Here is a 25151-nt window from a genome sequence, read left to right as displayed (position 1 = left end):
CGCGGCCTGAAGGCGGCGCGCCGGAGACGGCCATGAAAACGCTGGAAACCCTGACCTTCGATAACCGCTTCGCCCGCCTGGGCGACGGTTTATCGACCCACGTGCTGCCCGAGCCCATCGACAACCCGCGGCTGGTGGTCGCCAGCCCGGCCGCCATGGCGTTGCTGGACCTGGACCCGAACGAAGCCCAGGCCCCGCTGTTTGCCGAGATCTTTGGCGGCCATAAGCTGTGGGCTGAAACCGAACCTCGGGCGATGGTGTACTCGGGGCATCAGTTCGGTCACTACAACCCACAATTGGGCGACGGTCGTGGATTGCTGCTGGGCGAGGTGTACAACGAGGCCGGCGAGCACTGGGACCTGCACCTCAAGGGTGCCGGCCAGACGCCGTTCTCACGGATGGGCGACGGGCGCGCGGTGCTGCGCTCCTCGATCCGCGAATTCCTCGCCTCCGAAGCCCTGCACGCCCTGGGCATCCCCACTACCCGCGCCTTGTGCGTGATCGGTTCGGACACCCCGGTGTGGCGTGAAAAGCAGGAACGCGCGGCCATGGTGCTGCGCCTGGCGCCCAGCCACGTGCGCTTCGGGCATTTCGAATATTTCTACTACACCAAGAAACCCGAGCTGCAAGCGACCCTCGCCGAGCACGTGCTGAACCTGCACTTTGCCGAGTGCCGCGAACAGCCGGAACCGTACCTGGCGATGTTCCGCGAAATCGTCGAGCGCAATGCCGAGCTGATCGCCAAATGGCAGGCCTACGGGTTCTGTCACGGCGTGATGAACACCGACAACATGTCGATCCTGGGGATCACCTTCGACTTCGGCCCGTTCGCCTTCCTCGATGACTTCGACGCCAACTTCATCTGCAACCACTCCGATGACCAGGGCCGTTACTCGTTCAGCAACCAGGTGCCCATCGGCCAATGGAACCTCAGCGCCCTGGCCCAGGCCTTGACGCCGTTCATCAGCGTCGAAGCCCTGCGTGAGACCCTCGGCTTGTACTTGCCGCTGTACCAGGCCCACTACCTGGACCTGATGCGCCGCCGCCTCGGCCTGAGCCGCGCCGAAGAAGACGACCAGAAACTGCTGGAGCGCTTGCTGCAATTGATGCAGAACAGCGGCGTCGACTACAGCCTGTTCTTCCGCCGACTGGGCGACCAAGCCCCCGAGCAGGCCGTCGCGACCCTGCGCGATGACTTCGTCGACCTCAAGGGCTTCGATGCCTGGGGCCAATTGTATGTTGCCCGCGTCAACCGCGAAGGCCCCGTCGATCAAGACCAACGCCGCGCGCGCATGCACGCCGTCAACCCGCTATACGTGCTACGCAACTACCTGGCGCAAAAAGCCATCGACGCCGCCGAATCTGGCGACTACGAAGAAGTGCGCCGCCTGCACAGGGTGCTGAGCAAACCGTTCGAGGAACAACCGGGCATGGACAGCTACGCGCAACGTCCGCCGGAGTGGGGCAAGCACCTGGAGATCAGTTGCTCGTCGTAACGCGGCGCCACGACTGAAATAAACCGCCCGCCAAACACATACCTGTCTGGACCGAAGACATGACTACCCTGTGGCGAGGGGATTTATCCCCGCTGGGCTGCGCAGCAGCCCCAAGACAACGCGGTGCAACAGATGAACCGCGTCAGCCGGGTTACGACTGCTGCGCAGCCGAGCGGGGATAAATCCCCTCGCCACAAAAAGCAGGCGGTATTTCACTGCGCTACACCGAACCATCAAATGAAGGTTTCCACCGATACACCGAAGCGCTCGGCCAACCAGCGGATCTGCCTCAAATTGAGCTGACGCTTACCGCTCAATACCTCCGATACCACCAACTGGGTACCAACGCCCGGCAAGTCGCTCTGGCTCATGCCATGTTCACGCATCAGGTAACGCAGCGCCTCGACGCCGCTCGCCTTGGGCATTGGCCGGTGCTGCTGATCCCATGCCTCGATCCATTCGCCGATAATATCCACCAGGCTCATGAGAGGATGGGTTTCGTCTTCGCCCACCAACGCCAACAGCTCATCAAGAGCACTCGCCAAGCGGTCATAATCCTCTTCGCTCCTGGGTTTTCGCAGCAGGGGCGACACAAATTCCCAATGGGCAGCGACTTGTTCAATCAATGCACTCATCTCTATTTTTCTCATCGCACTTGCAATGGGAAAGGTAAACATAAATTCTGCTCATCGCAAATTGCGATAGCATCAGTAAGGCGGGCTCAAGGTTTCAGGCCTCGGTAAAAAATGTGAACGGATGTGAGTCCAGCTCACCCCACCTTATCGTTCCCCTGCTCGGGCGTCTCGATGCCCGGCTCGGCTTCGGCATTGCCCTTGTCAGTGGGTTTTGCCGGTGGTTTTTCCTCGGGATAGCCGGGCATGCCACGGGCGTCTTCGGGGGTCAGTTCATCCCGTTCGTGGCGGCGGTCGGTGGCGTAGGACGGGGCCGCGTTGGGGTCTTCGTCGCGGCCAGCGGTGCCGAGGACGAAGCCGTCGTCATTGGGGTTGTCCACGGCCTGTGGGGTGTCTGGGTCTTGAGGATTGCTCATGGGACCTCCGGATTGCAAACAGGGACGTTGTGGTTTTTTTGAGGGCCTGAGGGGCGTTGAGTGCAACGCACCTGATGAATGGCAGCCTGGGTGGGCTGCCCTTCGCCGCAGGCAAAAACCGAGGCCCTGCCCTAGGCCATATCGCTATGGCTGAATTCTTCGGCCAGAAAATCGATCAACGTGCGCACCGACGGCAGCAATCCGCGCCGTGAGGCGAAGATCGCATGAACGATCCCGCACTTGGGCGTCCAGCCCGGCACCAGTTCCACCAGACGGCCAGCCGCGATGTCTTCACGCACCACCACGGTGGGCAAGTGGGCGACGCCGATGCCGGCCAGCACCGCGTGCCGCAGGGCTAGCAGGTCGTCGGTGACCATGCGCGGTTCATGACGGATCAATGCGCGACTGCCGTCCGGGCCGAACAATTCCCACTGATATTCCCGCTGCGCCCCGCCCCAATGCACGCTCGGCAGGCCGTTGAGGTCCGCCGGCGAAGCGGGTGAAGACAAGCGCTCAAGGTAAGCCGGGCTGCCCACCAGGCATTGGGTGCTGTTGCTCAGCACTTTCATGACCATGTCGGTGTTTTCCAGCGGCGGAAAGCGCACCCGCAAGGCGATATCGAATCCTTCATGGATCAGGTCCACCCGGCGGTTGGTGCTCTCAATGAACAACTCCACCCGTGGGTACTTGAGCATATAGCGGGTCAGCATCGGCCCGACCCAACTGTTGAGCAGCGCCGTCGGGCAACTGATGCGCACCAGCCCCTGGGGCTCGGAGCGGTTGCGTTCGATCACTTCCGCCGCGCTCTCGGCTTCGACCCGCATCGCCAGGCAACGCTGGTAATAGGCCTGGCCGATCTCCGTCAACGTGCAGTGGCGGCTGGTGCGATGGAGCAAGCGCACCCCAAGCCGATCTTCCAACTGGGCGATACGCCGACTGAGTTTGGACTTGGGCATGTCCAGCGCCCGGCCCGCGGCGGCGAAGCCACGGTGCTCCACGACCTGGGTGAAGTAGTAAAGCGTATTGAGGTCTTCGATGATCGTTCTCCAAATAGAACGCTAAGGCGGATTTTTGCAGTCTAGCGCATCAAAGGTGCCAGTTTTAATCTACACCCATCGAAACGCAACACGGATTGAAGCCGGGCGCTTCGACCGGATGAGTCACCGATCAATCGCCGCACCGACATTGAAAACCTTAACCACGCCGACACCTTCGGCAACCAAAACTTGATGAGGACTACGCCATGACTACTTCCTACAACCGTCTCGACAAAGATAACGCCGCCGTTCTGCTGGTTGACCACCAGGCCGGCCTGCTGTCCCTGGTACGCGACATCGACCCGGACCGCTTCAAGAACAACGTGCTGGCCCTGGCCGACCTGGCGAAGTACTTCCAACTGCCGACCATCCTCACCACCAGCTTCGAAACCGGCCCCAACGGCCCATTGATGCCCGAGCTCAAGACGCTGTTCCCGGACGCGCCGTACATCGCTCGCCCAGGCCAGATCAACGCCTGGGACAACGAAGATTTCGTCAAGGCGATCAAGGCCACCGGCAAGAAGCAACTGATCATCGCCGGCGTCGTCACCGAGGTCTGCGTGGCCTTCCCGGCCCTGTCGGCCCTGGCCGAAGGTTTCGAAGTGTTCGTGGTCACCGATGCGTCCGGCACGTTCAACGAGCTGACCCGTCAATCGGCCTGGGACCGCATGTCGTCCTCGGGTGCGCAACTGATGACCTGGTTCGGCCTGGCTTGCGAACTGCACCGCGACTGGCGCAACGACGTGGAAGGGCTGGCGACCTTGTTCTCCAACCACATCCCGGACTACCGCAACCTGATGACCAGCTACAACACGCTGACCAACGCAAAATAACCCGACGCAGCCCCACCCCTGTGGGAGCGAGCTTGCTCGCTCCCACAGGGGTTTTTGTGGTGGTTTCTATATAGTGTTCAATCTGTGCCCATGATTTTCTGGAGACCGACCTGATGCTGATCCCCTGCCCCCATTGCAACGGGCTCAATCGCATACCCGCCGAACGCCTGGGCGACCAACCCAGGTGCGGACGCTGCAAGGCCCAGGTGTTATCGAGCAAGCCGTTCGAACTCAAGCAAGGCGACTACACCAGCCAGATCAAAGGCGACCTGCCATTGCTGGTGGATGTATGGGCCGATTGGTGTGGGCCGTGCAAGTCCTTCGCGCCCGTGTTCGAACAAGCCGCCGCACAGCTGGCGGGCAAATGCCGCTTGGCCAAGCTCGACAGCGAGGCCAATCAGCAGTTATCGGCACAGTTGGGGATCCGCTCGATTCCCAGCCTGATCCTGTTCAAGGATGGCCGGGAAGTGGCGCGCCAGAGTGGGGCGCTGCCGTTGCCGCAGTTGATGGCTTGGTTGCGCAGCCAGGGGATTTGAATCAAAAACTCATGTGGAGCGAGCAAGCTCGCTCCACATGAGTTTTGCACAAGTCAGATTCAGGCGCTTTCCAGCAGGCTATGCAGCTCCATGAACTGCAGGGTCAGCTTGTGTCGCGGGTCCAGGTGGATCAGCGGCAGGCTGGCCTGGTGGGATTCGCGCATGCGCACCGAGCTGCTCAGGTACACCGGCAATACCGGCAGCCCTTCGGCGATCAGTTCGTCGAGAATCTGCTGTGGCAGGCTGGCCCGAGCCTGGAACTGGTTGACCACGATGCCTTCGACTTCCAGGCCTTCGTTATGGTCGTCCTTGAGCTCCTCGATTTCCGCCAGCAGTCCATACAACGCCTGTCGGGAGAAGCTGTCGCAGTCGAAGGGGATCAGTACCCGATCGGCGGCGATCAATGCTGAAACCGCATAGAAATTCAGTGCTGGCGGGGTATCCAGGTAAATCCGGTCGTAATCTTCCTCCAGCTCTTCGAGCAGTTTGCGCAGCTTGTTGATCTTGTGCTTGGCCTCAAGCTTGGGCTGCAGATCCGTCAGTTCCGCCGTGGCGGTGATGACGTGCAGGTTGTCGAACGGCGTTTCGTAGATATCCACCTTACTCTTTTTCGAGAACGGCCCGGACGACAGGGTTTGCTTGAAGAAATCGGCAATACCCATGGGAATGTCATCGCCGGTCAAGCCAGTCAGGTATTGAGTGGAGTTGGCCTGGGCATCCAGGTCTACCAACAGCGTGCGATAGCCCTCGCTGGCGCTGACTGCCGCCAGATTGCAGGCGATGCTGGACTTGCCCACGCCACCTTTCTGATTGAACACCACACGCCGCATGTCAAAACCTCCGTGTATCAAAGATTCCCGAGTGTAGTAGGCAGCGACACCGCTTAGCTACCTTCCGCGTAGAAGGACTACAGCAACAGTGGCTTTTCCGACGATTCAGACGTCAATTCGCCCAGACCGTGACAGAAATAACCGACAGACAGGCTCATGATGATCGCGACAATGGTCCAAGCCGGGCCTTGGGCGGACCAACTCGTACATTTCGCTGGACAAAATGTAACCAGCATTTGCTACAAGCCAATCGCACCGGGATAATGCGCGCCACTTGGGTCGCAAGGCCATGCAGGGTTGGACGCGGGTCAAACCACTGAACCGTGACAATAAAAGCCCGCAGGGGTGGGGTGAAGTTTGTGATCAATTTCAATATCGCCCAATGGCGCGCGTGGGCCCCTGGGCTCGAAAGCGTGGACGATTGGCAGGCATGGAGCCGACAGCCGGTCGTATTGCCGGCCAGCGATGCCGCCCCTGACGTTTCGTTCCTGCCGGCCATGCAGCGCCGGCGCCTCAGCCGCCTGGCGCGGATGGCCTTCAGTGTGGGCTGGCCGTTGGCCGAGGGCCGGCCAGACCTACCGTTGGTCTTTATTTCCCGCCACGGCGAAACCCCACGCACTTTTGAGATTCTCAAGGACCTGGCAGCCGACCAGCCCTTGTCGCCGACCCAATTCAGCCTGTCGGTGCACAACGCGGTGATTGGCCTGTGGTCGATCATGCGCGGCGAAACCAGCGAAATGACCGCCCTGGCCGCTACCGGCGACGGCTTGGAACACGGCGTGCTGGAGGCCGTCGCGCTGCTGAACGAAGGATCGCCCGCGGTGCTGCTGGTGATCACCGAAGAGCAACCTCCGCAAGTCTATGCACCCTGGGTCGATGACGTTCCGTTTCCCTATGCCATGGGCCTGCTGCTGACCCCGGGCGATGACTGGCAACTGGATCTCTGCCCGCAGGCCGGCCAATCGCCTGGCAGCGACTGGCCCCATGCCCTGGATCTGTTGCGTACCCTGCTGAACAACGAAACCACCTGCCAACATGCCTGGAAGAATCGTGTATGGACCTGGCAACGCAACCGGTGACGGGTAAACATCGCGACGCCTATTACTGGCGCCTGATCGCGACCGCCGCAAGCTTCGCCCTGTTCGGGCTGGGCGGGCTGTGCCTGCGTTTGCTGGTGTTCCCGTTGCTGGCCTGGTGGCCCGGCGATGCCCAGGCCCACCGGCAAAGGGCGCGCCGCACGGTCGGGCGGTTGTTCTGGTTCTTTATCCGGTTCATGGCCCGTACCGGCGTGCTCACCTATCAGATCGATGGCGCCGAACGACTCGGGCGCCCTGGGCAGATGATCATTGCCAATCACCCGTCGCTGATCGACGTGGTGTTCCTGATCGGGCTGGTGCGCGACGCCAACTGCGTGGTCAAGCAAAGCCTCTGGGACAACCCCTTTACCCGGGGCCCACTGCATTCGACCCAATACATCAGCAACGACGGCAGCATGGACATGCTCGATGCCGCCAGCGACGCCTTGCAAGAGGGCCAGACGTTGATCGTCTTCCCAGAAGGGACGCGCACCCAGCCAGGCCAGGTGCCGGCCTTTCATCGGGGGGCGGCGGCCATCGCCCTGCGGGGTGCGAAAATCCTCACGCCCGTCACGATCAAGGTCTGCCCCACGACCCTGACCAAGGCTGAACCCTGGTATCGCATCCCCCTGCGCCGCGTGCACTTCAGTTTTCACGTCGGGGCCGATATAGACCCACAGGCGTTCGCCGCGCTCGGCCCGCCACCCCAGGCTTCGCGCAGGCTCAACGATTTTTTGCATCACTATTACATCAAGGAGCTCGCCGAAGATGAGCGATCTGCACCGTGACATCAAAAAGCTGATCATCGACGCCCTCGGCCTGGAAGACATCGACATCGACGACATCGGCGACCACCAGACGCTGTTCGGCGAAGGCCTGGGCCTGGACTCGGTGGATGCCCTGGAGTTAGGCCTGGCGATCCAGAAGGAGTACGGCATCAAGATAGACGCCGACGCCAAGGACACCCGTAACCATTTCAGCAATGTGGCAAGCCTTGCGGCCTTCGTCACTGCAAAAAGCGTAGCCTGAGACCAGACCATGCAAACTCGTGACGATATTTTCCACACCCTGCGCGATGCTCTGGTCGAGCTTTTCGAGCTGGACCCTGAGCGTGTGACGTTGGAATCGAACCTGTACCAGGACCTGGAAATCGACAGCATCGATGCGGTCGACCTGATCGACCATATCAAGCGGCAGACCGGCAAGAAAATCGCCGCCGAAGAATTCAAGTCGGTGCGCACCGTCAATGACGTGGTCGAGGCGGTTTATCGACTGGTCCAACCGGCCGCATGACCCGGCTGATTGGCCTTGGCCTGCTGCTGGCGGGCCTGCTCTACCCCTTTGCGGTGTATTTCGGCATGGAGCACTTTGCCCCGTGGCAGTTCGGACTGCTGCTGGGCAGCCTGTGGCTGGCCCGGGCGTTGCTTGGCACAGGCGGGGCCGGCAGCCGCTGGATGGCGGCCACGGCGATCGTGTTTTGCATATTGCTCGCGCTGTTCGACAGTCCGCTCCTGCTGCGCTGGTACCCGGTGCTGATCAGCGCGTTCATGCTCGGGCTGTTCGTGCTGAGCCTGAAATACGGCCCGCCAATGATCGAACGCCTGGCCCGCCTGCGCGAACCGCAGTTGCCGGCCAAGGCGGTGGTGTATACGCGCCAGGTCACAGTGGCCTGGAGTGTGTTTTTCCTATGTAACGGTTTGCTCGCCGCCGCCCTCACCCTCTGGGCGCCGCTGAGCTGGTGGATGTTGTACACCGGCCTGATTTCCTACGGATTGATGGGGCTGCTGTTTGCCATTGAATGGCTCATACGACAACGGGTAAGAGGCCGCCCATGAATTGGATAACACTTGAGCAGATGCTGCTCAAGAATCAGCCGGAACGCACCGTTGCGGTCGATCCGGCGCTGAATCACTCGCAACTGCGGGACGCGGCGTTGCGCCTGGCGGCCGGCCTGCAAGCCCGGGGGGCGCGGCATGTGGCGGTGCACCTGGAAGATGCCGCCGACCTGGCCGTCGCCCTGCTTGGTGCCTGGCGCGCCGGGGCCCGGGTCCTGCTTCCCGCCGACCTGCAAGCGCAGACACGTCAGCGCTGGGCGGCGGACGTGGACCTGTGGCTGACCGACCAGCCCGGCGATACACATCCCGGCGACCTGCAACAAGCGCCGATGGACGCCGCCGAACTGGACCTCGATCACTGCTGGCTGAGCCTGTGCACCTCGGGCTCCAGCGGCGAGCCCAAGCGCATCGAGAAAACCCTGCGCCAGTTAAGCAACGAGGTCCATGCCCTGGAACACCTGTGGGGCGCCGACCTGGGCCCGGCCTGCATGATCGGCAGCGTTGCCACCCAGCACATCTACGGGTTGCTGTTCCGGGTGCTGTGGCCGCTGTGCGCCGGGCGCACCTTCGTGCGTCGGCAATTGGCCTTCCCGGAAGACCTGCAACGTGCCAGCCGTGAGCAACCGGCCTTCGCCTGGGTCGCCAGCCCGGCGCTGCTCAAGCGCATGGGCGATAACCTCGATTGGCCAGCCCTGAGCAGCGTGCGCCGGGTGTTTTCCTCTGGCGGCGCCTTGCCCCCCGAGGCAGCGCAAAGCTTGCAGCAGCGCCTGGGGCAATGGCCCACGGAAATTTTCGGCAGCTCGGAAACAGGTGGCATTGCCTGGCGCCAGGGTGGCGGATTGTGGCAGCCCTTTGCCGGCGTCGAGCTGAGCCAGGACAACGACGGCGCCTTGCTGATCGCGTCGCCCTATCTGCCGGCCGGGCATGTGGAACACACCGCCGACGCGGCGCGGATCGCCGCAGACGGCCGTTTCGAGCTACTCGGGCGACTGGACCGTATCGTCAAGCTCGAAGAGAAACGCATCTCCCTGCCCATGCTGGAGCACGCGTTGGTGACCCACGACTGGGTCAGCGAAGCGCGACTGGGCGTGGTACAGGAGAATCGCGCTTCCCTTGGCGCGCTGCTGGTGTTGAGCGATGCAGGGCTGGGCGTCTTGCGCAACCAGGGTCGGCGCGCCGTGACCGAGGGCCTGCGTCGGCACCTGAGCGAACATTGCGAAACCCTCGCCCTGCCACGGCGCTGGCGCTGGCTGCGGCAGTTGCCGCTCAACGCCCAGGGCAAGCTGCCCCAGGCCGAGGTCGAGGCGCTGCTGATGGCGCCACGCCCCAAAGCCCCCGAGGTGTTGGCGCAAGTCGAAACCGACGGTGAGTGGAGCCTGCAACTGGTCGTGCCGCCCGATCTGGCGTACTTCAGCGGCCACTTCCCCACCGCGCCGGTACTGCCGGGCGTGGTGCAGGTCGATTGGGCCTTGGGCCTGGGGCGCCAACTGCTGGACCTGCCGCCTCGGTTCGTCGGCATGGAAGTGCTGAAATTCCAGCAACTGGTGCGCCCCGGCGATGACATCCAATTGCACCTGCGCTTCGACCGCGAGCGCGGCAAGCTGTACTTCGCCTACCGCAATGACACGGCGGCCTGCTCCAGTGGGCGGATTGTATTGGGGGGCGGCGATGATCAGCTCACGTGAGCGTCGCGCCTCCCTGTGGCGAGGGGATTTATCCCCGCTCGAGTGCGAAGCGCTCGCCATCAGTCTGTGTCGCTGCACAGAATTTGGGGTCGCTGCGCAACCCAGCGGGGATAAATCCCCTCGCCACAGGGGAGCGATGCACAGTAAGTCAGTGGCAGGTGCCAACCATGCATAACCCCTGCGCCGTCATCCCGGTCTACAACCACGAAACCGCCATCCCGGCGGTGGTCCAGGCGTTGCTCGCCAACGGATTGCCCTGCGTGCTGGTGGATGACGCCAGCAGCCCGGCGTGTGCCGCCGTGCTCGACCGGCTGGCAGAGGGTGAGGGGGTTCATCTGGTCCGGCTAGCCGTCAACGAGGGCAAGGGCGGCGCGGTGATGACTGGCCTGCGCGAGGCTTCGCGCCTGGGTTTCAGCCACGCCTTGCAGGTGGACGCCGACGGGCAGCACGATCTTGGCGACGTGAAAGCCTTCATCGAACAATCCCGTGCCCACCCGGACGCAGTGATCTGTGGTTATCCGCGCTACGACGCCAGTGTGCCGAAAGGTCGCCTGTACGCGCGCTACCTGACCCACGTGATGGTCTGGATCAACAGCCTGTCCTTGCAAATCCGCGATTCCATGTGCGGCTTTAGGGTCTATCCCCTGACACCGACCCTGGCGCTGATCGACGCGGCCAATATCGGCAAGCGCATGGATTTCGATTCGGACATCCTCGTGCGCCTGGCCTGGCGCAATCAACCGATGCGCTGGCTGCACACACGGGTCCATTACCCCCAGGACGGGGTCTCGCACTTTCGCCTGTTCCACGACAACGTGCTGATTTCCAGCATGCACACCCGGTTGTTCTTCGGCATGCTTGTGCGCTTTCCCCTGATTCTCTGGCGACGGTGGCGAGCATGAGCCTTCAGCAAGACAAGCAACATTGGGCCGACCGCCAGGAGCGCGGCAGTTTCTGGTTGATGAAACTCACCGCAGTCGCTGCCAAAGTGCTAGGCCGGCGCTTGCTGACTCCGGTGCTGTACGGCATCGTCCTGTACTTCTTCATTTTCGGCCGTAGCGCGCGCCAGGCGGCCTGGCAATATCAGCAGCGCCTGGCCGACTGGAGCGCACGTCCCGAGCTGCACCCGAGCCACTGGCGGGTGTTCGGCCAGTTCATGGCGTTTGCCGACTCCTTGCTGGACAAGCTCGACGTCTGGAACGGCAAGCTGAGCATCGACCAGATCGAAATCGTCGACCCGGCGCTACTGCGCAATCATCTGCGCGACACCCGCGGACAAATGCTGGTGGGCGCTCACCTGGGCAACCTGGAAATGTGCCGGGCCCTGGCCGAGCTGGGCGAGAAAGTCACCATGAACGTGCTGGTGCACACCAAGCACGCCGAGCAGTTCAACCGCTTGCTGGGCGAAGCCGGTGCCACGCACCTGCGGCTGATCCAGGTCAGCGAACTGGACCCGGTGATCATGTTGCAGTTGAGCGAACGCCTGGAGCGCGGCGAGTGGCTGGCAATTGCCGGCGACCGCGTACCGCTGCACGGCGGGCGCAGCGTGACCGTGGACTTCATGGGCCACCCGGCCGCTTTTCCCCAGGGCCCCTGGCTGCTGGCCGGCCTGCTGAAATGCCCGGTCAACCTGCTCATGTGCCTCAAGCACGAGGGGCGCTATCGCGTCACCCTCGAACCTTTCGCCGAGGCCGTGGTGTGGAAACGCAACGACCGCGAGCAGGTGATCGCCCATTGGGCCGGCCACTATGCCGAGCGCCTGGCGCAGTACTGCCTCCAGGGCCCCCAACAGTGGTTCAACTTTTACCCTTTCTGGAAGACCGATGACGATGCCCACTCTTGAGCCGGTAACTTTCGGCGAACGCCCCCTGCGCATCGAAGATGTGCTGGCCCTGGCCAACCGTCAGGCACCGACGCAGTTGCAGGATGACCCGGCGTTCCGCCAGCGCATCGCCAAGGGTGCGCAATTCCTCGATTCCTTGCTGGACAAGGAAGGCGTTATCTACGGCGTGACCACCGGTTACGGCGACTCCTGCGTGGTGGCCGTGCCGTTGCACCACGTCGAGGCCTTGCCGCGTCACCTGTATACGTTCCACGGCTGCGGCCTGGGCAAGCTGCTCGACGCCCAGGCCACCCGTGCGGTGCTGGCGGCGCGTCTGCAGTCGCTGTGCCACGGCGTGTCCGGGGTGCGGGTGGAACTGCTGGAACGCCTGCAGGCCTTTCTCGAACACGACATCCTGCCGTTGATTCCGGAAGAAGGCTCGGTGGGCGCCAGCGGCGACCTGACGCCGCTGTCCTACGTCGCCGCCACGCTGTCCGGCGAACGGGAAGTGATGTTCCGTGGCGAACGGCGATTGGCTGCTGATGTGCACCGCGAATTGGGCTGGACCCCACTGGTGCTGCGGCCCAAGGAAGCCCTGGCGCTGATGAACGGCACCGCCGTGATGACCGGCCTGGCCTGCCTGGCCTTCGCCCGGGCCGATTACCTGTTGCAACTGGCAACCCGCATCACTGCGCTGAACGTCGTCGCCCTGCAGGGCAACCCGGAACATTTCGACGAGCGCCTGTTCGCCGCCAAGCCGCACCCGGGACAGATGCAAGTCGCCGCGTGGCTGCGCAAGGACCTGGCCATCGACGCGCCAACCGCGCCGTTGCATCGCCTCCAGGATCGCTACTCCCTGCGCTGCGCGCCCCACGTGCTTGGGGTATTGGCCGACAGCCTGGGCTGGCTGCGCGCGTTCATCGAAACCGAACTCAACAGTGCCAACGACAACCCGATCATCGACGCCGAAGCCGAGCGCGTACTGCACGGCGGGCATTTCTACGGCGGGCATATCGCCTTCGCCATGGACAGCCTGAAGAACCTGGTGGCCAACGTCGCCGACTTGCTGGATCGCCAGCTCGCGCTGCTGGTGGACGAGCGTTACAACCATGGCCTGCCGAGCAACCTGTCCGGCGCCAGTGCCGACCGGGCGATGCTCAACCATGGCTTCAAGGCCGTGCAGATCGGCACCAGCGCCTGGACCGCCGAAGCCCTGAAAAACACCATGCCGGCCAGTGTGTTCTCGCGCTCCACCGAGTGCCACAACCAGGACAAGGTGAGCATGGGCACCATCGCCGCCCGGGATGCCATCCGCGTGCTGGAGCTGACCGAACAAGTCGCCGCGGCGACCTTGCTGGCCGCCAACCAGGGCGTATGGCTGCGCAGCCGCGCCGAAGACGCTCGCCCACTGCCGCCGGCCCTGGCCGCCATGCACGAGCAACTGGCCGAGGATTTCGCCCCGGTCATCGAAGACCGCGCCCTGGAAGGCGAACTGCGCCTGTGTTTGCAACGCATCGCCGAGCAACACTGGAGGCTGCATGCGTAGCCAAGGTGTTTTGCACGTCGACACACACATCGTGGTGCCGTTCTTCGATGTCGATTCGATGAACGTGGTCTGGCACGGCCACTACATCAAATATCTGGAAGTGGCCCGCTGCGCCTTGCTCGACCTGATCGGCCACAACTACAACGACATGCTCGAATCCGGCCACGCATGGCCGATCATCGACCTGCAACTGCGCTATGTGCGCAGCGCTGTATTCGGCCAGGCCCTGACCGTGCGTGCCAGTCTGGTGGAGTGGGAAAACCGGCTGAAGATCAATTACCTGATCAGCGACGCAACCACCGGCGACCGCTTGACCCGTGCCAGCTCGGTGCAAGTGGCCGTGGACCTCGCCAGTCGCGAAATGCTGCTGGCCTCGCCCCGGGTCTTTGTCGAAGCCGTGAAAAGGAAACTGCCATGAAGCGCCTGTCAGTCTGGCTGTTGCTGTGCTGCCTGGCCCCCCTGGCCCAGGCGTTCGACTTGCAACAGTTGAGCGACCAACTGGCCCGCCCGGAAGTGATCCACGGGCAGTTTATCCAGGAAAAACATCTGCGCGCCCTGCCCCAGCCCCTCACCAGCAAGGGACGCTTCGTGCTGGCGAAAAACCATGGACTGCTGTGGCTGCTGCAAACCCCTCTGCAACAGGACTACCGCATCACCGCCCAGGGCATCGCCCGGCGGGATGGCAATGCCTGGCAGATGCTGCCGAACAAGAGCGCCGGCGCCGAGCAGAACCGCTTGTTCCTGGCGGTATTGCAGGGAGACAGCACAGGCCTGCAACGGGATTTCGAACTGAGCCTGTCGGGCGAGCCGCAACAATGGAAGCTCACCCTGACCCCGCGCTCGGTGCTGCTCAAACAGGTTTTCAACCAGATCAACATCGACGGCGGCGAACTGGTGCAGCGCATCGAACTGCTGGAAACCCAAGGCGACAGTACCGTGCTGCGCATGCAGGACAGCAACAGCGCACAACCCTTGAGCGAAACGGAGCAACATGATTTTGCCGAGTGAACGGATGCTGCCCCGGCTGTTCCTGATCCTGCTGCTGGCAGTGCTGGCGCTCGCCGGCTGGCAGTGGCGCAACGGCGCACCGCTGTCGGCCAATCTCATGGAACTGGTGCCGGGCACGTCGCCCGATGCCCTGGAGCTGATCGCCGAACAACGCATGCAGGAGCCGCTCAATCGCGAGATGCTGGTACTGGTCGGCCACACCGATCGCCAGCAGGCCATCGCCCTGGCGCAAACCCTCGGCGAGCAATGGCAGGCCAGCGGTCTGTTCGACAAGGTGCAGTGGACGTTGCAGGCCGACTTGCCGGCGCTGCGTACGCAATTGCTCAACGGGCGGCTGGCGATGCTCTCGGCGGCGGACCGGCAGCAATTGATCGAGCAGCCCCAGGCGTTCATCCAGCAACGGGTGCAGGCCCTGTTCGACCCGTTCAGCGGCTTCAGCCTGGTGCCGAACCAGGACGACTGGCTGGGCCTGACCGGACGCATCCAGAACAGCCAGCCACAACGCGGCGCGATAAAGTTCGACATCGGCAGCGGTGCGTTGGTCGCCGATGCCGACGGTAAAAGCTGGGTGATGCTGCGGGCCCGCGCCCAGGGCAATGCCTTCGACATGAACCTGCCGCTGCAAGTGGCCGAGCTCCTGCAGCTCAGCCGCGACCAGGCGAGCCAGGCCCAAGGTCAACTGCTGGCGGCGAGCGGCCTGCTGTACGCCGCCAGCGGCCAGCAACAGGCGTCGCGGGAAATCACCTGGGTCGGCGGTGGCGCGACTGTCGGCATCTTGCTGTTGCTGTTGCTGGCCTTCCGGCGCCTGCGAGTATGGCTGGCGTTCGTGCCGGTGCTGGTGGGCGTGCTGTTCGGCGCGGTGGCCTGCGTGGCCTTGTTTGGCCGCATGCATGTCATGACCCTGGTCCTGGGTTCCAGCCTGATTGGCGTGGCCGTGGATTACCCGCTGCACTACCTGTCCAAGAGTTGGAGCCTGAAGCCATGGCGCAGTTGGCCGGCGTTGCGCCTGACCCTGCCGGGGCTGAGCCTGAGCCTTGTGACTACCTGCATCGGTTACCTGGCCCTGGCCTGGACGCCCTTTCCGGCCCTGACCCAGATTGCGATATTTTCCGCCGCTGGCCTGGTCGGCGCTTACCTGAGCGCCGTCTGCCTGCTACCGGCGCTGCTCAAGGGCGCAGAGTTGCGTCCCGCCCAATGGCCGCTCCAGGTCTGCCAATACCTGCTCAAGGCCCGCGAAGCCTTGCTGAAACGGGTACGCACGCCGGTCCTGCTGATGTTGTTGCTGACGTTCTGCGCGGGTGGGCTCTGGCACCTGACCACGAAAAACGATATCCGCCAGTGGATCGGCACGCCCCAGCACCTGACCGACGAAGCCCGCGACATCGCGCGCATCACCGGTTTCCAGCCCACCAGCCAGTTCTTCCTGATCCGCGCCGACGATCAATCCCAACTGCTGGAGCGCCAGACCGCCCTCAACGAGCGGCTGGATCAGTTGATCGGCCTGGAAAAGCTCCAGGGCTACCTGTCGCTGAACCAACTGGTCAGCCCACCCGCCGAACAACAGAAAGTGCGTGAGGCCCTGGGGCGTTTGCCAGCCTTCTGGCAACCGCTACTGGACCTGGGCGTCCCGGTCGCTGCGCTGCAAGCGGAACTGGCGCAATTACAGGCCTTGCCGGTGACCGACATTGACGCCGCACTGGCAGGTCCGCTGGCCGAGCCGTATCGCACACTCTGGCTCGGACCAACAGCGCAAGGCGTCGCGGCGGTGGTCAGCTTGCAAGGTTTGAACGATGCGGCGCTGCTGCGGATACAGGCGGTGGATCTGCCAGGCGTACAACTGGTGGATCGCCTGGGCGACCTGAACCGGGTCTTCGCCGCCACGCAGGTCAGCGCCGCCGAGTTGAAACTGGCCTCCTGCGTGCTGATTGTGCTGGTGCTGATCTGGCCGTTTGGCGTCGGCGGCGCCTTGCGCATCGTGGCACTGCCGCTGCTGGCTGCGCTGTGCAGCCTGGCGAGCCTCGGCTGGCTGGGGCAGCCACTGACCTTGTTCAGCCTGTTCGGCCTGTTGCTGGTGACGGCCATCGGTGTCGACTACGCGATCCTGATGCGCGAGCAGATCGGCGGTGCCGCCGTGAGCCTGCTGGGCACGTTTCTGGCGGCGGTCACCACCTGGCTGTCGTTCGGCCTGCTGGCGCTGTCCAGCACACCGGCGGTGAGTAACTTCGGCCTGGCGGTGAGCCTGGGGCTGGCCTTCAGCTTCATGTTGGCGCCCTGGGCCGGACAACAAGCCCACGCGGCGACGGTCGCGGAGCCCGCCCGATGATGACCCTGCTGTTCTGGCTCATGGCTCTGGGGCTGTTCGCAGTGGCCACACGCCTGGGCGCTCGCTTCGGGTTGATCCCGATTGTCAGCCAGTTGTTGCTGGCGACCTTCGGCCTGCCGCTGCTGATGTATTTCTGGATCGAGCCGGGCTGGCAGCTCAGCGGCGCACAACTGGTGTCGCCGGTGTGGCTGAAGAACCTCTACAGCCTCGCGTTCGCGCTGTTGCTGGGGCATATCCTCAGCGACGTGATCGACCTGCGCCTGGACCGCCAGAGCGTGAAAATCGCCCTGCCAAGCTTCGTCGTTCCGTTCGCCTGCGGTCTGGCGACAGCGTTCTGGTTGCTGCCGCCCCAGCCCTGGATCAGCGCCCTGGCGGTGGGACTGCTGTTTGCGATCACAGCGATCCCTGTGCTGTATCTGTATCTGCGTCACATCGATTACCCACCCGCCGCCACTCGGCGACTGGTGCAAACGGCGATCCTGATCGACCTGGCCTGCTGGAGCCTGTTCGGCCTGGCCCAGGGCAGTCTCCACTTGGGCAGCCTGCTGTTGCCGTTGGCCGGCGCCTGCGTGCCGCTGCTGTTGCGCCTGGTTGGCCTGCGCCAGCCGTTGCTGTACAGCGGCGTGTTTTTTGCCCTGCTGGTGGTGGCCGAACACTACCGGCTCAATGCACTGATCGTCGGCATCGGCTATCTGCTGTGCATGGCCGCGCTCAAAGTGCCCTTGAGGCTGCCGTTCAATATCGCCTGGATGCAGGGTTTGCAGACGTACCTGGCGATCCCGCTGATTCTCACGTTCGGCATTGTGCAGATCGACGTCCACAGCGCCATGAGCAGCCTCGACTGGGTGCAATTGACGACGTTGCTGCTGTTGCCCATTGCCAGCAAACTATTGGGCAACTGGCTGGGCCTGGGTTGGGCCGCCGCGTCATTCGCCGGCGCCAGTCGCTGGCGCGAAAGTATCCTGCTGAACATTCGCGGCTTGAGTGAAATCGTGTTCCTCAACCTGCTCTTGCAACAACAGCTCATCAGCCCCGCGTTGTATTTCACACTGATGCTGATGGGGCTGATCGCCACATTGCTGCCGGCCGTGACCGGTTTGCACCGTATTCCCTCGATTGCCGTCCCGGCCAGGAGCTCTAGTGCCAACAGTTGAAATGGAACGTCGACAGGTCGTCATCATTGGCGCAGGCCCCTCCGGCGCCATCGCCGCCGCGCTGCTCAAGCGCAAGGGCCATGAGGTGCTGGTCATCGAGCGCCAGCATTTCCCTCGGTTCTCCATCGGTGAGAGCCTGTTATCCCATTGCCTGGATTTCGTCGAAGAGGCCGGCATGCTCGACGCGGTGAATGCCGCCGGGTTCCAGCGCAAGAACGGCGCCGCGTTTGCCTGGGGCGAGCGCTACAGCGCCTTCGATTTCGGCGATACCTTCAGCAACGGCAAGCCCACGACCTTCCAGGTACAACGCGCCGACTTCGACAAGTTGCTGGCCGACCAGGCCGCCCTGCAAGGCGTGGAGATCCGCTACGGCCAAGCGATCACCAGCGCCGACTTCAGCCTCGCCAAACCACAACTGGGCGTGCAGCGCGAAGATGGCAGCGAGTACTGTGTCGAGGCCGACTTCGTGCTCGATGCCAGCGGCTATGGCCGAGTCCTGCCGCGCCTGCTGGACCTCGAAGCCCCGTCGAATTTCCCGCTGCGCCAGGCGGTGTTCACGCACATCGAGGATCGCATCGACGCCCCGGCGTTCGATCGAGAAAAGATTCTGATCACCACCCACCCGAGCAAACGCGACGTGTGGTTCTGGACCATTCCGTTCAGCGGCGGGCGCTGCTCGGTGGGCGTGGTCGCGGCGGCGGAACATTTCGCCGGCCGCACCGACGATCTCGATGCCTGCCTGCGCGGTTTCATCGATGAAACCCCAAGCCTGGCCGGCGTGCTGCAGAACGCCGTGTGGGACACCCCGGCGCGGACCATTGGCGGCTACTCGGCCAACGTCAAGACTCTGCACGGCCCAGGCTTCGCCCTGCTGGGCAACGCCGCGGAATTCCTCGACCCGGTGTTCTCCTCCGGCGTGACCATTGCCATGCGTTCGGCGAGCATGGCCGCCGACGTGCTCCACCGTCAGTTGCAAGGTGAAAGCGTGGATTGGCAAAGCGAGTTCGCCGAGCCGCTCAAGCGCGGCGTCGACACCTTCCGCTGCTATGTCGAGGGCTGGTACGCCGGCACCTTCCAGGACGTGATTTTCTACACCGAAGGCTCGGACGACATCCGCCGCATGATCAGCTCGATCCTGGCCGGCTATGCCTGGGATCAGCGCAACCCGTTCGTCAGCGAACCCAAGCGGCGCCTGCGCATGCTCTCGGAAATCTGCGCGAGCCCGGCGCCATGAGTCAGCAACCATGAGCTACTTGAGCGACAACTACGTCGAAGAAACCCGCTTCGGTTTCTGGTTCCTGCGCAGCCATACCTGGCAGCACCATGTGTTGCGCGTGGCGATCAACGACCTGCGCAGCCTGTTCAGCACCCCGCTGCCGAGCAACCCGGTCCTGCTGGATGCCGGCTGCGGCCAGGGCAAATCGTTCCAGTACCTGCGCCAGGTGTTCGCGCCACACCGCCTGATCGGCGTGGATGCCGACCCCCACAGCCTGGACCTGAGCCGGGAGGAGGCCGCGCACCAGGGCATGACCGTGGAGCTGATCGGCAGCGACTGCGCGACATTGGCAGTGCCGGATGCCAGCGTCGACCTGCTGTTCTGCCACCAGACCTTCCATCACCTGGTGGAGCAGGAAAAAGCCCTCGCCGAGTTCTACCGCGTACTCAAGCCTGGTGGCTACCTGATGTTCGCCGAATCCACCGAGGCCTACATCGATACCTGGGTGATCCGCTGGCTGTTCCGCCATCCCATGCACGTGCAGAAAAGTGCCGCGCAGTACCTGGAGATGATCCGTGGGCAGGGTTTCCAGTTCGAAGCCCGCAACGTGTCCTATCCGTACCTGTGGTGGAGCCGCGCCAAGGACTTCGGCTTGCTGGAGCGTTTTGGCCTGCGCCGGGCCAAACCGTTCGGCGAGCGAGAGGAAACCCTGGTCAATGTGGTGGCGCGCAAGCCCGTCGAAGGGGCCATCGGATGATTCGCACCCTGCTTATCGGCTGCCTGTTGCTGCTCAGTGCCTGCGCCAGCCATGCGCCGCTGCCCGAGCGCACGCCAACCCTGGCCTTGCCGATGCAACTGCACATCGAGCGGACCCTGGTCGGCCAACGCCAGGACTGGTTGCTGGTGATCCAGCGCGAAGGCGCCGGCATCCGTTGGTCGATGATGGACCCGCTGGGCATTCCCGTGGCCCGCCAGCGCCTGGTCGCAGGTCAGTGGCAGGCCGACGGTCTGCTGCCGCCCAATGCCGAGGCCCGGGAGTTGTTCGCCGCGCTATTGTTCGCCCTGACCCCCGAAGCCGAACTGCCCGACAACTACCCGGCCGCCCGGCAACAGGCGTCGCAACGGACCCTCGATAGTCGCTGGCAGGTGCGCTACACGCAGCCGCTGGATTTTGAAATGAGCCTGCCCCAAGGCCCCCGCTACCGCATCACACCGTTGACCGAGAACGCCCCATGACCGCCTATTTGAATGCCCTCGGGGTGATCTGTGCCCTGGGCCGCGACAAGCCCAGCGTCGCGCGCAACCTGTTTGCCGGCGACTGCTCGGGCGTGCGCATCAAGGACGGCTGGGTCGCCGAACGGGCGTTGCCGGTTGCCGCGGTGCCGGGTGAACTCGCCCCCATCCCCCCAACCCTGTTGGCGCACCGCAGCCGCAACAACCAACTGCTGTTGGAAGCCGGGCTGCAGATTCGCGCCGAGATCGACCAGGCCATCCAGGCCTACGGTCGCGCCCGCATCGGCATCGTGTTGGGCACCAGCACGTCGGGGATCGATGAGGCCAGCCAGGGCATTGCCCATTACCTGCGCGAGCAACACTTCCCCGACGGCTACGACTACCAGCAACAGGAACTCAGCGCGCCGGCCAACTTTCTTTCCGACTGGCTCGGCCTGAGCGGCCCGTCCTACGTGATTTCCACGGCCTGCACCTCCAGCGCCCGCGCCTTGATGAGCGCCCGGCGCCTGCTGGACCTGGGCCTGTGCGATGCCGTGCTGTGCGGTGGCGTGGACAGCCTGTGCAAACTGACCCTCAACGGTTTTTCGGCCCTGGAAGCGGTGTCGAACGAACGCTGCAATCCGTTTTCGGTGAACCGCAGCGGCATCAACATTGGCGAAGCAGCCGTGCTGTTTCTCATGAGCAAGACGCCAGGCGACGGGACACCGATTGCCTTGCTCGGCGACGGCGCCAGTTCCGACGCCCACCATATTTCCGCACCTGAACCCAGCGGTCGCGGCGCCCGCCAGGCCATGGAAAAAGCCCTGCGTTGCGCCGGCCTCGAGGCCAGCCAGATCGACTACCTGAACCTGCACGGCACCGCCACGCAGCACAATGACGCCATGGAAAGCCAGGCGGTGGCCGGGCTGTTTCCGGCGGGCGTGCCATGCTCGTCCACCAAGCCCATGACCGGCCATACCCTCGGCGCGGCCGGGGCGCTGGAAGCGGCGTTCTGCTGGTTGACCCTGAGCTCGGAGAATACCGTCCTGGCCCTGCCGCCGCATGTCTGGGACGGCCAGGCCGATCCGGCCCTGCCGGCGCTGGACTGGGTCACCGCCGGCACCCACCTGAGCCCGGCCACCCCGCGCCGCCTGATGAGCAATTCATTTGCATTCGGCGGCAACAACGTCAGCCTGATTATCGGAGACGCCCCATGATTGACTGGCCGCTCGCCGAACTGCTGCCCCATGCCGGCGACATGATCCTCATCGACCGGATCCTGTCGTTCGATGACGAACAGATCCATACCCACGCCACCGTCAAGCCCGGCGGTTTGTTCAGCCGCGACGATGGCACGCTGCCGGCCTGGGTCGGCATCGAGCTGATGGCCCAAAGCGTCGCGGCCTTTGCCGGTTGCCATGCACGCCAACGCGGCGATGCCGTGGAGTTGGGCTTTTTGCTCGGCACCCGCAAGTTCGAATGCAATGTCGAGTGTTTTCCCGTCGGCGCCGAGCTGACCATCCACGGCGTGCGCTCCCTGGAAGACGACAACGGCATGGGCGTGTTCGAATGCCACATCCACGCCCCCGGCATCCATGCCACGGCCCGGCTCAACGTATTCCGTCCGCCCCAGGCCGCCCATTACCTTCATGAACCGTCCGCAACAGGAAACCCGTCATGACTGAATCCGTACTGGTCACCGGCTCCAGCCGTGGCATCGGCCGCGCCATCGCCCTGCGCCTGGCCCAGGCCGGGCACGACATCGTGCTGCACTGCCGCAGCGGCCGCGCCGAGGCCGAGACGGTCCAGGCGCAAATCCAGACCCTGGGCCGCAACGCCAGGGTGCTGCAATTCGACGTGGCCGACCGTGCCGCGTGCAAGGCCATTCTCGAAGCCGATGTCGAAACCCACGGCGCCTATTACGGTGTGGTGCTCAACGCCGGCCTGACCCGTGATGGTGCCTTCCCAGCCCTTAGCGAAGACGACTGGGATGTGGTGATGCGCACCAACCTCGACGGTTTCTATAACGTGCTGCATCCGGTGATGATGCCGATGATCCGTCGTCGCGCCGCCGGACGGATTGTCTGCATCACCTCGGTCTCCGGACTGATCGGCAATCGCGGCCAGGTCAACTACAGCGCCTCGAAGGCCGGTTTGATCGGCGCGGCCAAGGCGTTGGCAATCGAGCTGGGCAAGCGCAAGATCACCGTCAATTGCGTCGCGCCTGGCCTGATCGACACCGCCATGCTCGATGAAAACGTGCCCGTGGAAGAACTGATGAAAATGATCCCCGCCCAGCGCATGGGTACTCCAGAAGAGGTGGCCGGCGCGGTGAATTTCCTGATGTCTGCCGAAGCCGGCTACATCACCCGGCAGGTCCTGGCCGTCAACGGAGGCTTGTGCTGATGAAGCGCGTCGTCGTCACCGGCATGGCCGGCATCACCTCCATCGGCAGCGACTGGGACACCATCGCCGCCAACTTCGCCGCCAACCGCAGCGGCATCCGGCGCATGGACGAATGGGATCGCTTCACCGAACTGAACACCCGCCTGGCCGGTCCCATCGACGACTTCCAGGTTCCGGCCCACTGGACCCGCAAGCAACTGCGCAGCATGGGCCGGGTTTCGCGCCTGGCGGTCGCGTCGGCGGAACAGGCCCTGGCCGACGCCGGCCTGCTGGGCGACGAGTCGATCAAGGACGGGCGCATGGGCGTGTCTTGCGGTTCGTCCACCGGCAGCACCGACGAGATCAAGGCCTTTGGCAACATGCTCCTCAACAGCGTGGCCGAAGGGCTGAACGCCAACTCCTACGTGCGGATGATGCCCCACACCACGGCGGCCAATATCAGCATCTTCTTCGGCCTGACCGGGCGCCTGATCCCCACCTCCAGCGCCTGCACCAGCGGCAGCCATGGCATCGGCTATGCCTACGAGGCGATCAAGTTCGGGCGCCTGCCATTGATGCTCGCCGGTGGCGCCGAAGAGCTGTGCCCGACCGAAGCGATGGTGTTCGATGCGCTCTACGCCACCAGCCTGAAAAACGAAGCACCGCAAACCAGCCCGCGCCCCTACGACAAGGACCGCGATGGCCTGGTGATCGGCGAAGGCGCCGGCATGCTGGTGCTCGAAGAACTGGAACATGCCCTGGCGCGCGGTGCGCGGATCCATGCCGAAATTGTCGGCTTTGGCAGCAACGCCGACGGCCAGCATGCCACCCGCCCAGAACTGGTCACCATGCGCCGGGCCATGGAACTGGCCCTGGAAGACGCAGGCCTCAGCCCCTCAGCTATTGGCTACGTCAACGGCCACGGCACCGCCACCGAACAGGGCGACATTGCCGAAACCCTGGCCACCAGCAGCCTGTTTGGCGAACACATGCCCATCAGCTCACAAAAGAGTTTCCTTGGCCACACCCTGGGTGCCTGTGGGGCGCTGGAGTCTTGGTTCAGTATCGAAATGATGAACCGCGACCTCTACGTGCACACCTTCAACCTCGATGAGGTTGATCCCCAATGCGGCAAGCTCGATTACCTGCGTAACGAGTTCAGGTCGATGAGCAACGAATACGTGATGAACAACAATTTCGCCTTTGGTGGGGTCAACACCTCGCTGATTTTCCGCCGCTGGCACTGAATCGGATTCAAAACCCTGTTGCCCCTCGTCAAGGAGACCACGATGTCATTGAAGAAAATCGCTGTGACCGCCGCCCTGTTGCTCAGCACCCTGCCAAGCCTCAGCCAGGCCCGTGATACCACGCTGTTCCTGCCGTTCGACAAAGTCGTGGCCGAAGCCATCCGCACCGGCAAGATCGACGGCAGCGTGAAGTTCTACCTGGCCGGCAATAAACCGGCCGGCAACGTCACCGTCGTCAGCCCGGGGGCCGTGACCAACAAGAAAACCAACGCGTTCAACAAGTCCGATGAAGTCGCCTGTGAATGGGTGCTGCAATCGGCCTTGATCAGCCTGCACCAGGCCGCCAAGAACGCCGGCGCCAACGCCGTCACCAACATTGTCAGCTTCTACAAGAGCAACGAACGCAAGGACCCGACCACCTATGAATGCCACGCCGGCGCGATCATGGCGGGCGTTGCGTTGAAGGGAGATTTGGCGAAGGTGCAATAAGCCCGGTACGGCTGTGGCACCGATCCACCGCAATCGCGAGCAAGCTCGCTTGTATGTTTAGACTTGAAGGGGTGGGCGGGACTAAAAGCTCGATTCCGACTCTAGCCAGTACGGACCGTGGGAGACTTCTCGTCCCGCCCTTTCTACCCAAAGCGCCAATAAGGAATTCATCGGTAAGACCGACGATAGAGGCAAGCCAGCGCAAAGGTAGACCCCGACAAGCACCTAAACCCTAGCTCCGAGGATTCGTCATGACAATCCTTACCTCGCCAACGGTTGTTGGCATTGATGTCGCCAAGGCCGAAATAGTTGTTTATCGCTCTGACCTGCAAACCATTGATACCGTCAAGAATGATCGAGCAGCCCTCAAGCG

28 protein-coding genes are annotated in these 25151 nt (G+C 63.4%); 24 read left to right on the top strand and 4 right to left on the bottom strand.

Going from position 1 to position 25151, the window contains the following annotated elements:
* Positions 1-32: 32 nt before the first annotated feature.
* The gene (selO, locus tag BT116_RS03265; protein ID WP_072340006.1) at positions 33-1496 is read left to right on the top strand and encodes a protein adenylyltransferase SelO; all 1464 of its coding nucleotides are present in this window, start codon (positions 33-35) and stop codon (positions 1494-1496) included.
* 233 nt (positions 1497-1729) lie between these two features.
* Here selO and BT116_RS03260 read toward each other — a convergent pair whose 3' ends face one another.
* The 3 genes from BT116_RS03260 to BT116_RS03250 all read right to left on the bottom strand — a co-directional run bounded on the left by BT116_RS03260 (position 1730) and on the right by BT116_RS03250 (position 3581).
* Complete coding sequence (locus BT116_RS03260) at positions 1730-2131, bottom strand: helix-turn-helix domain-containing protein (protein ID WP_072340004.1); 402 nt, start codon at positions 2129-2131, stop codon at positions 1730-1732.
* Positions 2132-2265: 134 nt separating this feature from the next.
* A complete protein-coding gene (locus BT116_RS03255) occupies positions 2266-2544 on the bottom strand; it encodes a hypothetical protein (protein WP_072340002.1) in 279 nt (92 codons plus the stop codon).
* Between the two features lie 131 nt (positions 2545-2675).
* Positions 2676-3581 carry a LysR family transcriptional regulator gene (locus BT116_RS03250; RefSeq protein ID WP_218130103.1) on the bottom strand — a complete coding sequence of 302 codons (906 nt, stop codon included), beginning with the start codon at positions 3579-3581 and terminating at the stop codon, positions 2676-2678.
* Positions 3582-3787: 206 nt separating this feature from the next.
* Between BT116_RS03250 and ycaC the strand changes: the two genes are divergently transcribed.
* The gene (gene ycaC, locus BT116_RS03245) at positions 3788-4414 is read left to right on the top strand and encodes an isochorismate family cysteine hydrolase YcaC (RefSeq protein ID WP_018603387.1); all 627 of its coding nucleotides are present in this window, start codon (positions 3788-3790) and stop codon (positions 4412-4414) included.
* Positions 4415-4527: 113 nt separating this feature from the next.
* Positions 4528-4950 (top strand): thioredoxin TrxC, encoded by a 423-nt coding sequence (gene trxC / locus BT116_RS03240; RefSeq protein WP_072339998.1) that lies wholly within the window; start codon positions 4528-4530, stop codon positions 4948-4950.
* 59 nt (positions 4951-5009) lie between these two features.
* Here trxC and BT116_RS03235 read toward each other — a convergent pair whose 3' ends face one another.
* Entirely contained in the window at positions 5010-5780 is a 771-nt protein-coding gene (locus BT116_RS03235; protein WP_072339996.1) for a ParA family protein, read from the bottom strand.
* Between the two features lie 359 nt (positions 5781-6139).
* On the opposite strand from BT116_RS03235, the gene BT116_RS03230 reads away from it, so the two are divergent.
* The 21 genes from BT116_RS03230 to BT116_RS03130 all read left to right on the top strand — a co-directional run bounded on the left by BT116_RS03230 (position 6140) and on the right by BT116_RS03130 (position 24778).
* The gene (locus BT116_RS03230; RefSeq protein ID WP_072340387.1) at positions 6140-6859 is read left to right on the top strand and encodes a beta-ketoacyl synthase chain length factor; all 720 of its coding nucleotides are present in this window, start codon (positions 6140-6142) and stop codon (positions 6857-6859) included.
* A complete protein-coding gene (locus BT116_RS03225; RefSeq protein ID WP_072339995.1) occupies positions 6835-7644 on the top strand; it encodes a lysophospholipid acyltransferase family protein in 810 nt (269 codons plus the stop codon). The genes BT116_RS03230 and BT116_RS03225 overlap by 25 nt, the downstream gene beginning before the upstream one ends.
* A complete protein-coding gene (locus BT116_RS03220) occupies positions 7625-7885 on the top strand; it encodes a phosphopantetheine-binding protein (RefSeq protein ID WP_063323264.1) in 261 nt (86 codons plus the stop codon). Before BT116_RS03225 ends, BT116_RS03220 begins: the two co-directional genes overlap by 20 nt.
* 9 nt (positions 7886-7894) lie before the next feature.
* On the top strand, positions 7895-8149 hold the full coding sequence (locus BT116_RS03215) for an acyl carrier protein (protein ID WP_003197040.1): 255 nt from the start codon (positions 7895-7897) through the stop codon (positions 8147-8149).
* Complete coding sequence (locus tag BT116_RS03210) at positions 8146-8691, top strand: COG4648 family protein (protein WP_063323265.1); 546 nt, start codon at positions 8146-8148, stop codon at positions 8689-8691. Before BT116_RS03215 ends, BT116_RS03210 begins: the two co-directional genes overlap by 4 nt.
* Positions 8688-10376, top strand: coding sequence for an acyl-CoA synthetase family protein (locus tag BT116_RS03205; protein ID WP_072339993.1), 1689 nt, complete (start codon positions 8688-8690; stop codon positions 10374-10376). The genes BT116_RS03210 and BT116_RS03205 overlap by 4 nt, the downstream gene beginning before the upstream one ends.
* Positions 10377-10543: 167 nt before the next feature.
* The gene (locus BT116_RS03200) at positions 10544-11278 is read left to right on the top strand and encodes a glycosyltransferase family 2 protein (protein WP_072339991.1); all 735 of its coding nucleotides are present in this window, start codon (positions 10544-10546) and stop codon (positions 11276-11278) included.
* Positions 11275-12219, top strand: coding sequence for an LpxL/LpxP family acyltransferase (locus BT116_RS03195; protein WP_072339989.1), 945 nt, complete (start codon positions 11275-11277; stop codon positions 12217-12219). The genes BT116_RS03200 and BT116_RS03195 overlap by 4 nt, the downstream gene beginning before the upstream one ends.
* Complete coding sequence (hutH, locus tag BT116_RS03190; RefSeq protein WP_063323269.1) at positions 12200-13744, top strand: HAL/PAL/TAL family ammonia-lyase; 1545 nt, start codon at positions 12200-12202, stop codon at positions 13742-13744. The genes BT116_RS03195 and hutH overlap by 20 nt, the downstream gene beginning before the upstream one ends.
* Entirely contained in the window at positions 13737-14162 is a 426-nt protein-coding gene (locus BT116_RS03185; RefSeq protein WP_072339987.1) for an acyl-CoA thioesterase, read from the top strand. The genes hutH and BT116_RS03185 overlap by 8 nt, the downstream gene beginning before the upstream one ends.
* The gene (locus tag BT116_RS03180; RefSeq protein WP_072339985.1) at positions 14159-14752 is read left to right on the top strand and encodes an outer membrane lipoprotein carrier protein LolA; all 594 of its coding nucleotides are present in this window, start codon (positions 14159-14161) and stop codon (positions 14750-14752) included. Before BT116_RS03185 ends, BT116_RS03180 begins: the two co-directional genes overlap by 4 nt.
* Positions 14736-17075: an MMPL family transporter gene (locus BT116_RS03175; protein ID WP_072339983.1), complete on the top strand. Its 2340-nt coding sequence runs from the start codon at positions 14736-14738 to the stop codon at positions 17073-17075. The genes BT116_RS03180 and BT116_RS03175 overlap by 17 nt, the downstream gene beginning before the upstream one ends.
* Entirely contained in the window at positions 17072-18229 is a 1158-nt protein-coding gene (locus tag BT116_RS03170; RefSeq protein WP_072339981.1) for a sodium:proton antiporter, read from the top strand. The genes BT116_RS03175 and BT116_RS03170 overlap by 4 nt, the downstream gene beginning before the upstream one ends.
* The gene (locus tag BT116_RS03165) at positions 18216-19463 is read left to right on the top strand and encodes an NAD(P)/FAD-dependent oxidoreductase (RefSeq protein ID WP_072339979.1); all 1248 of its coding nucleotides are present in this window, start codon (positions 18216-18218) and stop codon (positions 19461-19463) included. The genes BT116_RS03170 and BT116_RS03165 overlap by 14 nt, the downstream gene beginning before the upstream one ends.
* A gap of 10 nt (positions 19464-19473) precedes the next feature.
* Positions 19474-20202 carry a class I SAM-dependent methyltransferase gene (locus BT116_RS03160; RefSeq protein ID WP_072339977.1) on the top strand — a complete coding sequence of 243 codons (729 nt, stop codon included), beginning with the start codon at positions 19474-19476 and terminating at the stop codon, positions 20200-20202.
* Positions 20199-20681, top strand: coding sequence for a DUF3261 domain-containing protein (locus BT116_RS03155; RefSeq protein ID WP_072339975.1), 483 nt, complete (start codon positions 20199-20201; stop codon positions 20679-20681). The genes BT116_RS03160 and BT116_RS03155 overlap by 4 nt, the downstream gene beginning before the upstream one ends.
* The gene (locus BT116_RS03150; RefSeq protein WP_072339973.1) at positions 20678-21874 is read left to right on the top strand and encodes a beta-ketoacyl-[acyl-carrier-protein] synthase family protein; all 1197 of its coding nucleotides are present in this window, start codon (positions 20678-20680) and stop codon (positions 21872-21874) included. The genes BT116_RS03155 and BT116_RS03150 overlap by 4 nt, the downstream gene beginning before the upstream one ends.
* Positions 21871-22338, top strand: a complete 468-nt coding sequence (locus tag BT116_RS03145; RefSeq protein ID WP_072339971.1) for a hotdog family protein — start codon at positions 21871-21873, stop codon at positions 22336-22338. The genes BT116_RS03150 and BT116_RS03145 overlap by 4 nt, the downstream gene beginning before the upstream one ends.
* On the top strand, positions 22335-23063 hold the full coding sequence (gene fabG / locus BT116_RS03140) for a 3-oxoacyl-ACP reductase FabG (RefSeq protein ID WP_072339969.1): 729 nt from the start codon (positions 22335-22337) through the stop codon (positions 23061-23063). The genes BT116_RS03145 and fabG overlap by 4 nt, the downstream gene beginning before the upstream one ends.
* A complete protein-coding gene (locus BT116_RS03135; RefSeq protein ID WP_072339967.1) occupies positions 23063-24289 on the top strand; it encodes a beta-ketoacyl-ACP synthase in 1227 nt (408 codons plus the stop codon). The genes fabG and BT116_RS03135 overlap by 1 nt, the downstream gene beginning before the upstream one ends.
* A gap of 42 nt (positions 24290-24331) precedes the next feature.
* Positions 24332-24778, top strand: coding sequence for an excinuclease (locus tag BT116_RS03130; RefSeq protein WP_072339964.1), 447 nt, complete (start codon positions 24332-24334; stop codon positions 24776-24778).
* Positions 24779-25151 lie beyond the last annotated feature (373 nt).

It is taken from the genome of Pseudomonas sp. NFACC16-2 (assembly GCF_900119205.1).
GTDB lineage: Bacteria > Pseudomonadota > Gammaproteobacteria > Pseudomonadales > Pseudomonadaceae > Aquipseudomonas > Aquipseudomonas fluorescens_Q.
The sequence above is the reverse complement of the archived record's forward strand: the minus strand, read 5'-3'. Positions and strand labels throughout refer to the sequence as shown.

What these genes read in the sequence shown, in the direction of transcription:
- selO (WP_072340006.1), top strand. Translation starts at nt 33, where the DNA reads ATGAAAACGCTGGAAACCCTGACCTTCGATAACCGCTTCGCCCGCCTG.
- BT116_RS03260 (WP_072340004.1), bottom strand. Translation starts at nt 2,131, where the DNA reads ATGAGTGCATTGATTGAACAAGTCGCTGCCCATTGGGAATTTGTGTCG.
- BT116_RS03255 (WP_072340002.1), bottom strand. Translation starts at nt 2,544, where the DNA reads ATGAGCAATCCTCAAGACCCAGACACCCCACAGGCCGTGGACAACCCC.
- ycaC (WP_018603387.1), top strand. Translation starts at nt 3,788, where the DNA reads ATGACTACTTCCTACAACCGTCTCGACAAAGATAACGCCGCCGTTCTG.
- trxC (WP_072339998.1), top strand. Translation starts at nt 4,528, where the DNA reads ATGCTGATCCCCTGCCCCCATTGCAACGGGCTCAATCGCATACCCGCC.
- BT116_RS03235 (WP_072339996.1), bottom strand. Translation starts at nt 5,780, where the DNA reads ATGCGGCGTGTGGTGTTCAATCAGAAAGGTGGCGTGGGCAAGTCCAGC.
- BT116_RS03225 (WP_072339995.1), top strand. Translation starts at nt 6,835, where the DNA reads ATGGACCTGGCAACGCAACCGGTGACGGGTAAACATCGCGACGCCTAT.
- BT116_RS03220 (WP_063323264.1), top strand. Translation starts at nt 7,625, where the DNA reads ATGAGCGATCTGCACCGTGACATCAAAAAGCTGATCATCGACGCCCTC.
- BT116_RS03215 (WP_003197040.1), top strand. Translation starts at nt 7,895, where the DNA reads ATGCAAACTCGTGACGATATTTTCCACACCCTGCGCGATGCTCTGGTC.
- BT116_RS03210 (WP_063323265.1), top strand. Translation starts at nt 8,146, where the DNA reads ATGACCCGGCTGATTGGCCTTGGCCTGCTGCTGGCGGGCCTGCTCTAC.
- BT116_RS03205 (WP_072339993.1), top strand. Translation starts at nt 8,688, where the DNA reads ATGAATTGGATAACACTTGAGCAGATGCTGCTCAAGAATCAGCCGGAA.
- BT116_RS03200 (WP_072339991.1), top strand. Translation starts at nt 10,544, where the DNA reads ATGCATAACCCCTGCGCCGTCATCCCGGTCTACAACCACGAAACCGCC.
- BT116_RS03195 (WP_072339989.1), top strand. Translation starts at nt 11,275, where the DNA reads ATGAGCCTTCAGCAAGACAAGCAACATTGGGCCGACCGCCAGGAGCGC.
- hutH (WP_063323269.1), top strand. Translation starts at nt 12,200, where the DNA reads ATGACGATGCCCACTCTTGAGCCGGTAACTTTCGGCGAACGCCCCCTG.
- BT116_RS03185 (WP_072339987.1), top strand. Translation starts at nt 13,737, where the DNA reads ATGCGTAGCCAAGGTGTTTTGCACGTCGACACACACATCGTGGTGCCG.
- BT116_RS03180 (WP_072339985.1), top strand. Translation starts at nt 14,159, where the DNA reads ATGAAGCGCCTGTCAGTCTGGCTGTTGCTGTGCTGCCTGGCCCCCCTG.
- BT116_RS03175 (WP_072339983.1), top strand. Translation starts at nt 14,736, where the DNA reads ATGATTTTGCCGAGTGAACGGATGCTGCCCCGGCTGTTCCTGATCCTG.
- BT116_RS03170 (WP_072339981.1), top strand. Translation starts at nt 17,072, where the DNA reads ATGATGACCCTGCTGTTCTGGCTCATGGCTCTGGGGCTGTTCGCAGTG.
- BT116_RS03160 (WP_072339977.1), top strand. Translation starts at nt 19,474, where the DNA reads ATGAGCTACTTGAGCGACAACTACGTCGAAGAAACCCGCTTCGGTTTC.
- BT116_RS03155 (WP_072339975.1), top strand. Translation starts at nt 20,199, where the DNA reads ATGATTCGCACCCTGCTTATCGGCTGCCTGTTGCTGCTCAGTGCCTGC.
- BT116_RS03150 (WP_072339973.1), top strand. Translation starts at nt 20,678, where the DNA reads ATGACCGCCTATTTGAATGCCCTCGGGGTGATCTGTGCCCTGGGCCGC.
- BT116_RS03145 (WP_072339971.1), top strand. Translation starts at nt 21,871, where the DNA reads ATGATTGACTGGCCGCTCGCCGAACTGCTGCCCCATGCCGGCGACATG.
- fabG (WP_072339969.1), top strand. Translation starts at nt 22,335, where the DNA reads ATGACTGAATCCGTACTGGTCACCGGCTCCAGCCGTGGCATCGGCCGC.
- BT116_RS03135 (WP_072339967.1), top strand. Translation starts at nt 23,063, where the DNA reads ATGAAGCGCGTCGTCGTCACCGGCATGGCCGGCATCACCTCCATCGGC.
- BT116_RS03130 (WP_072339964.1), top strand. Translation starts at nt 24,332, where the DNA reads ATGTCATTGAAGAAAATCGCTGTGACCGCCGCCCTGTTGCTCAGCACC.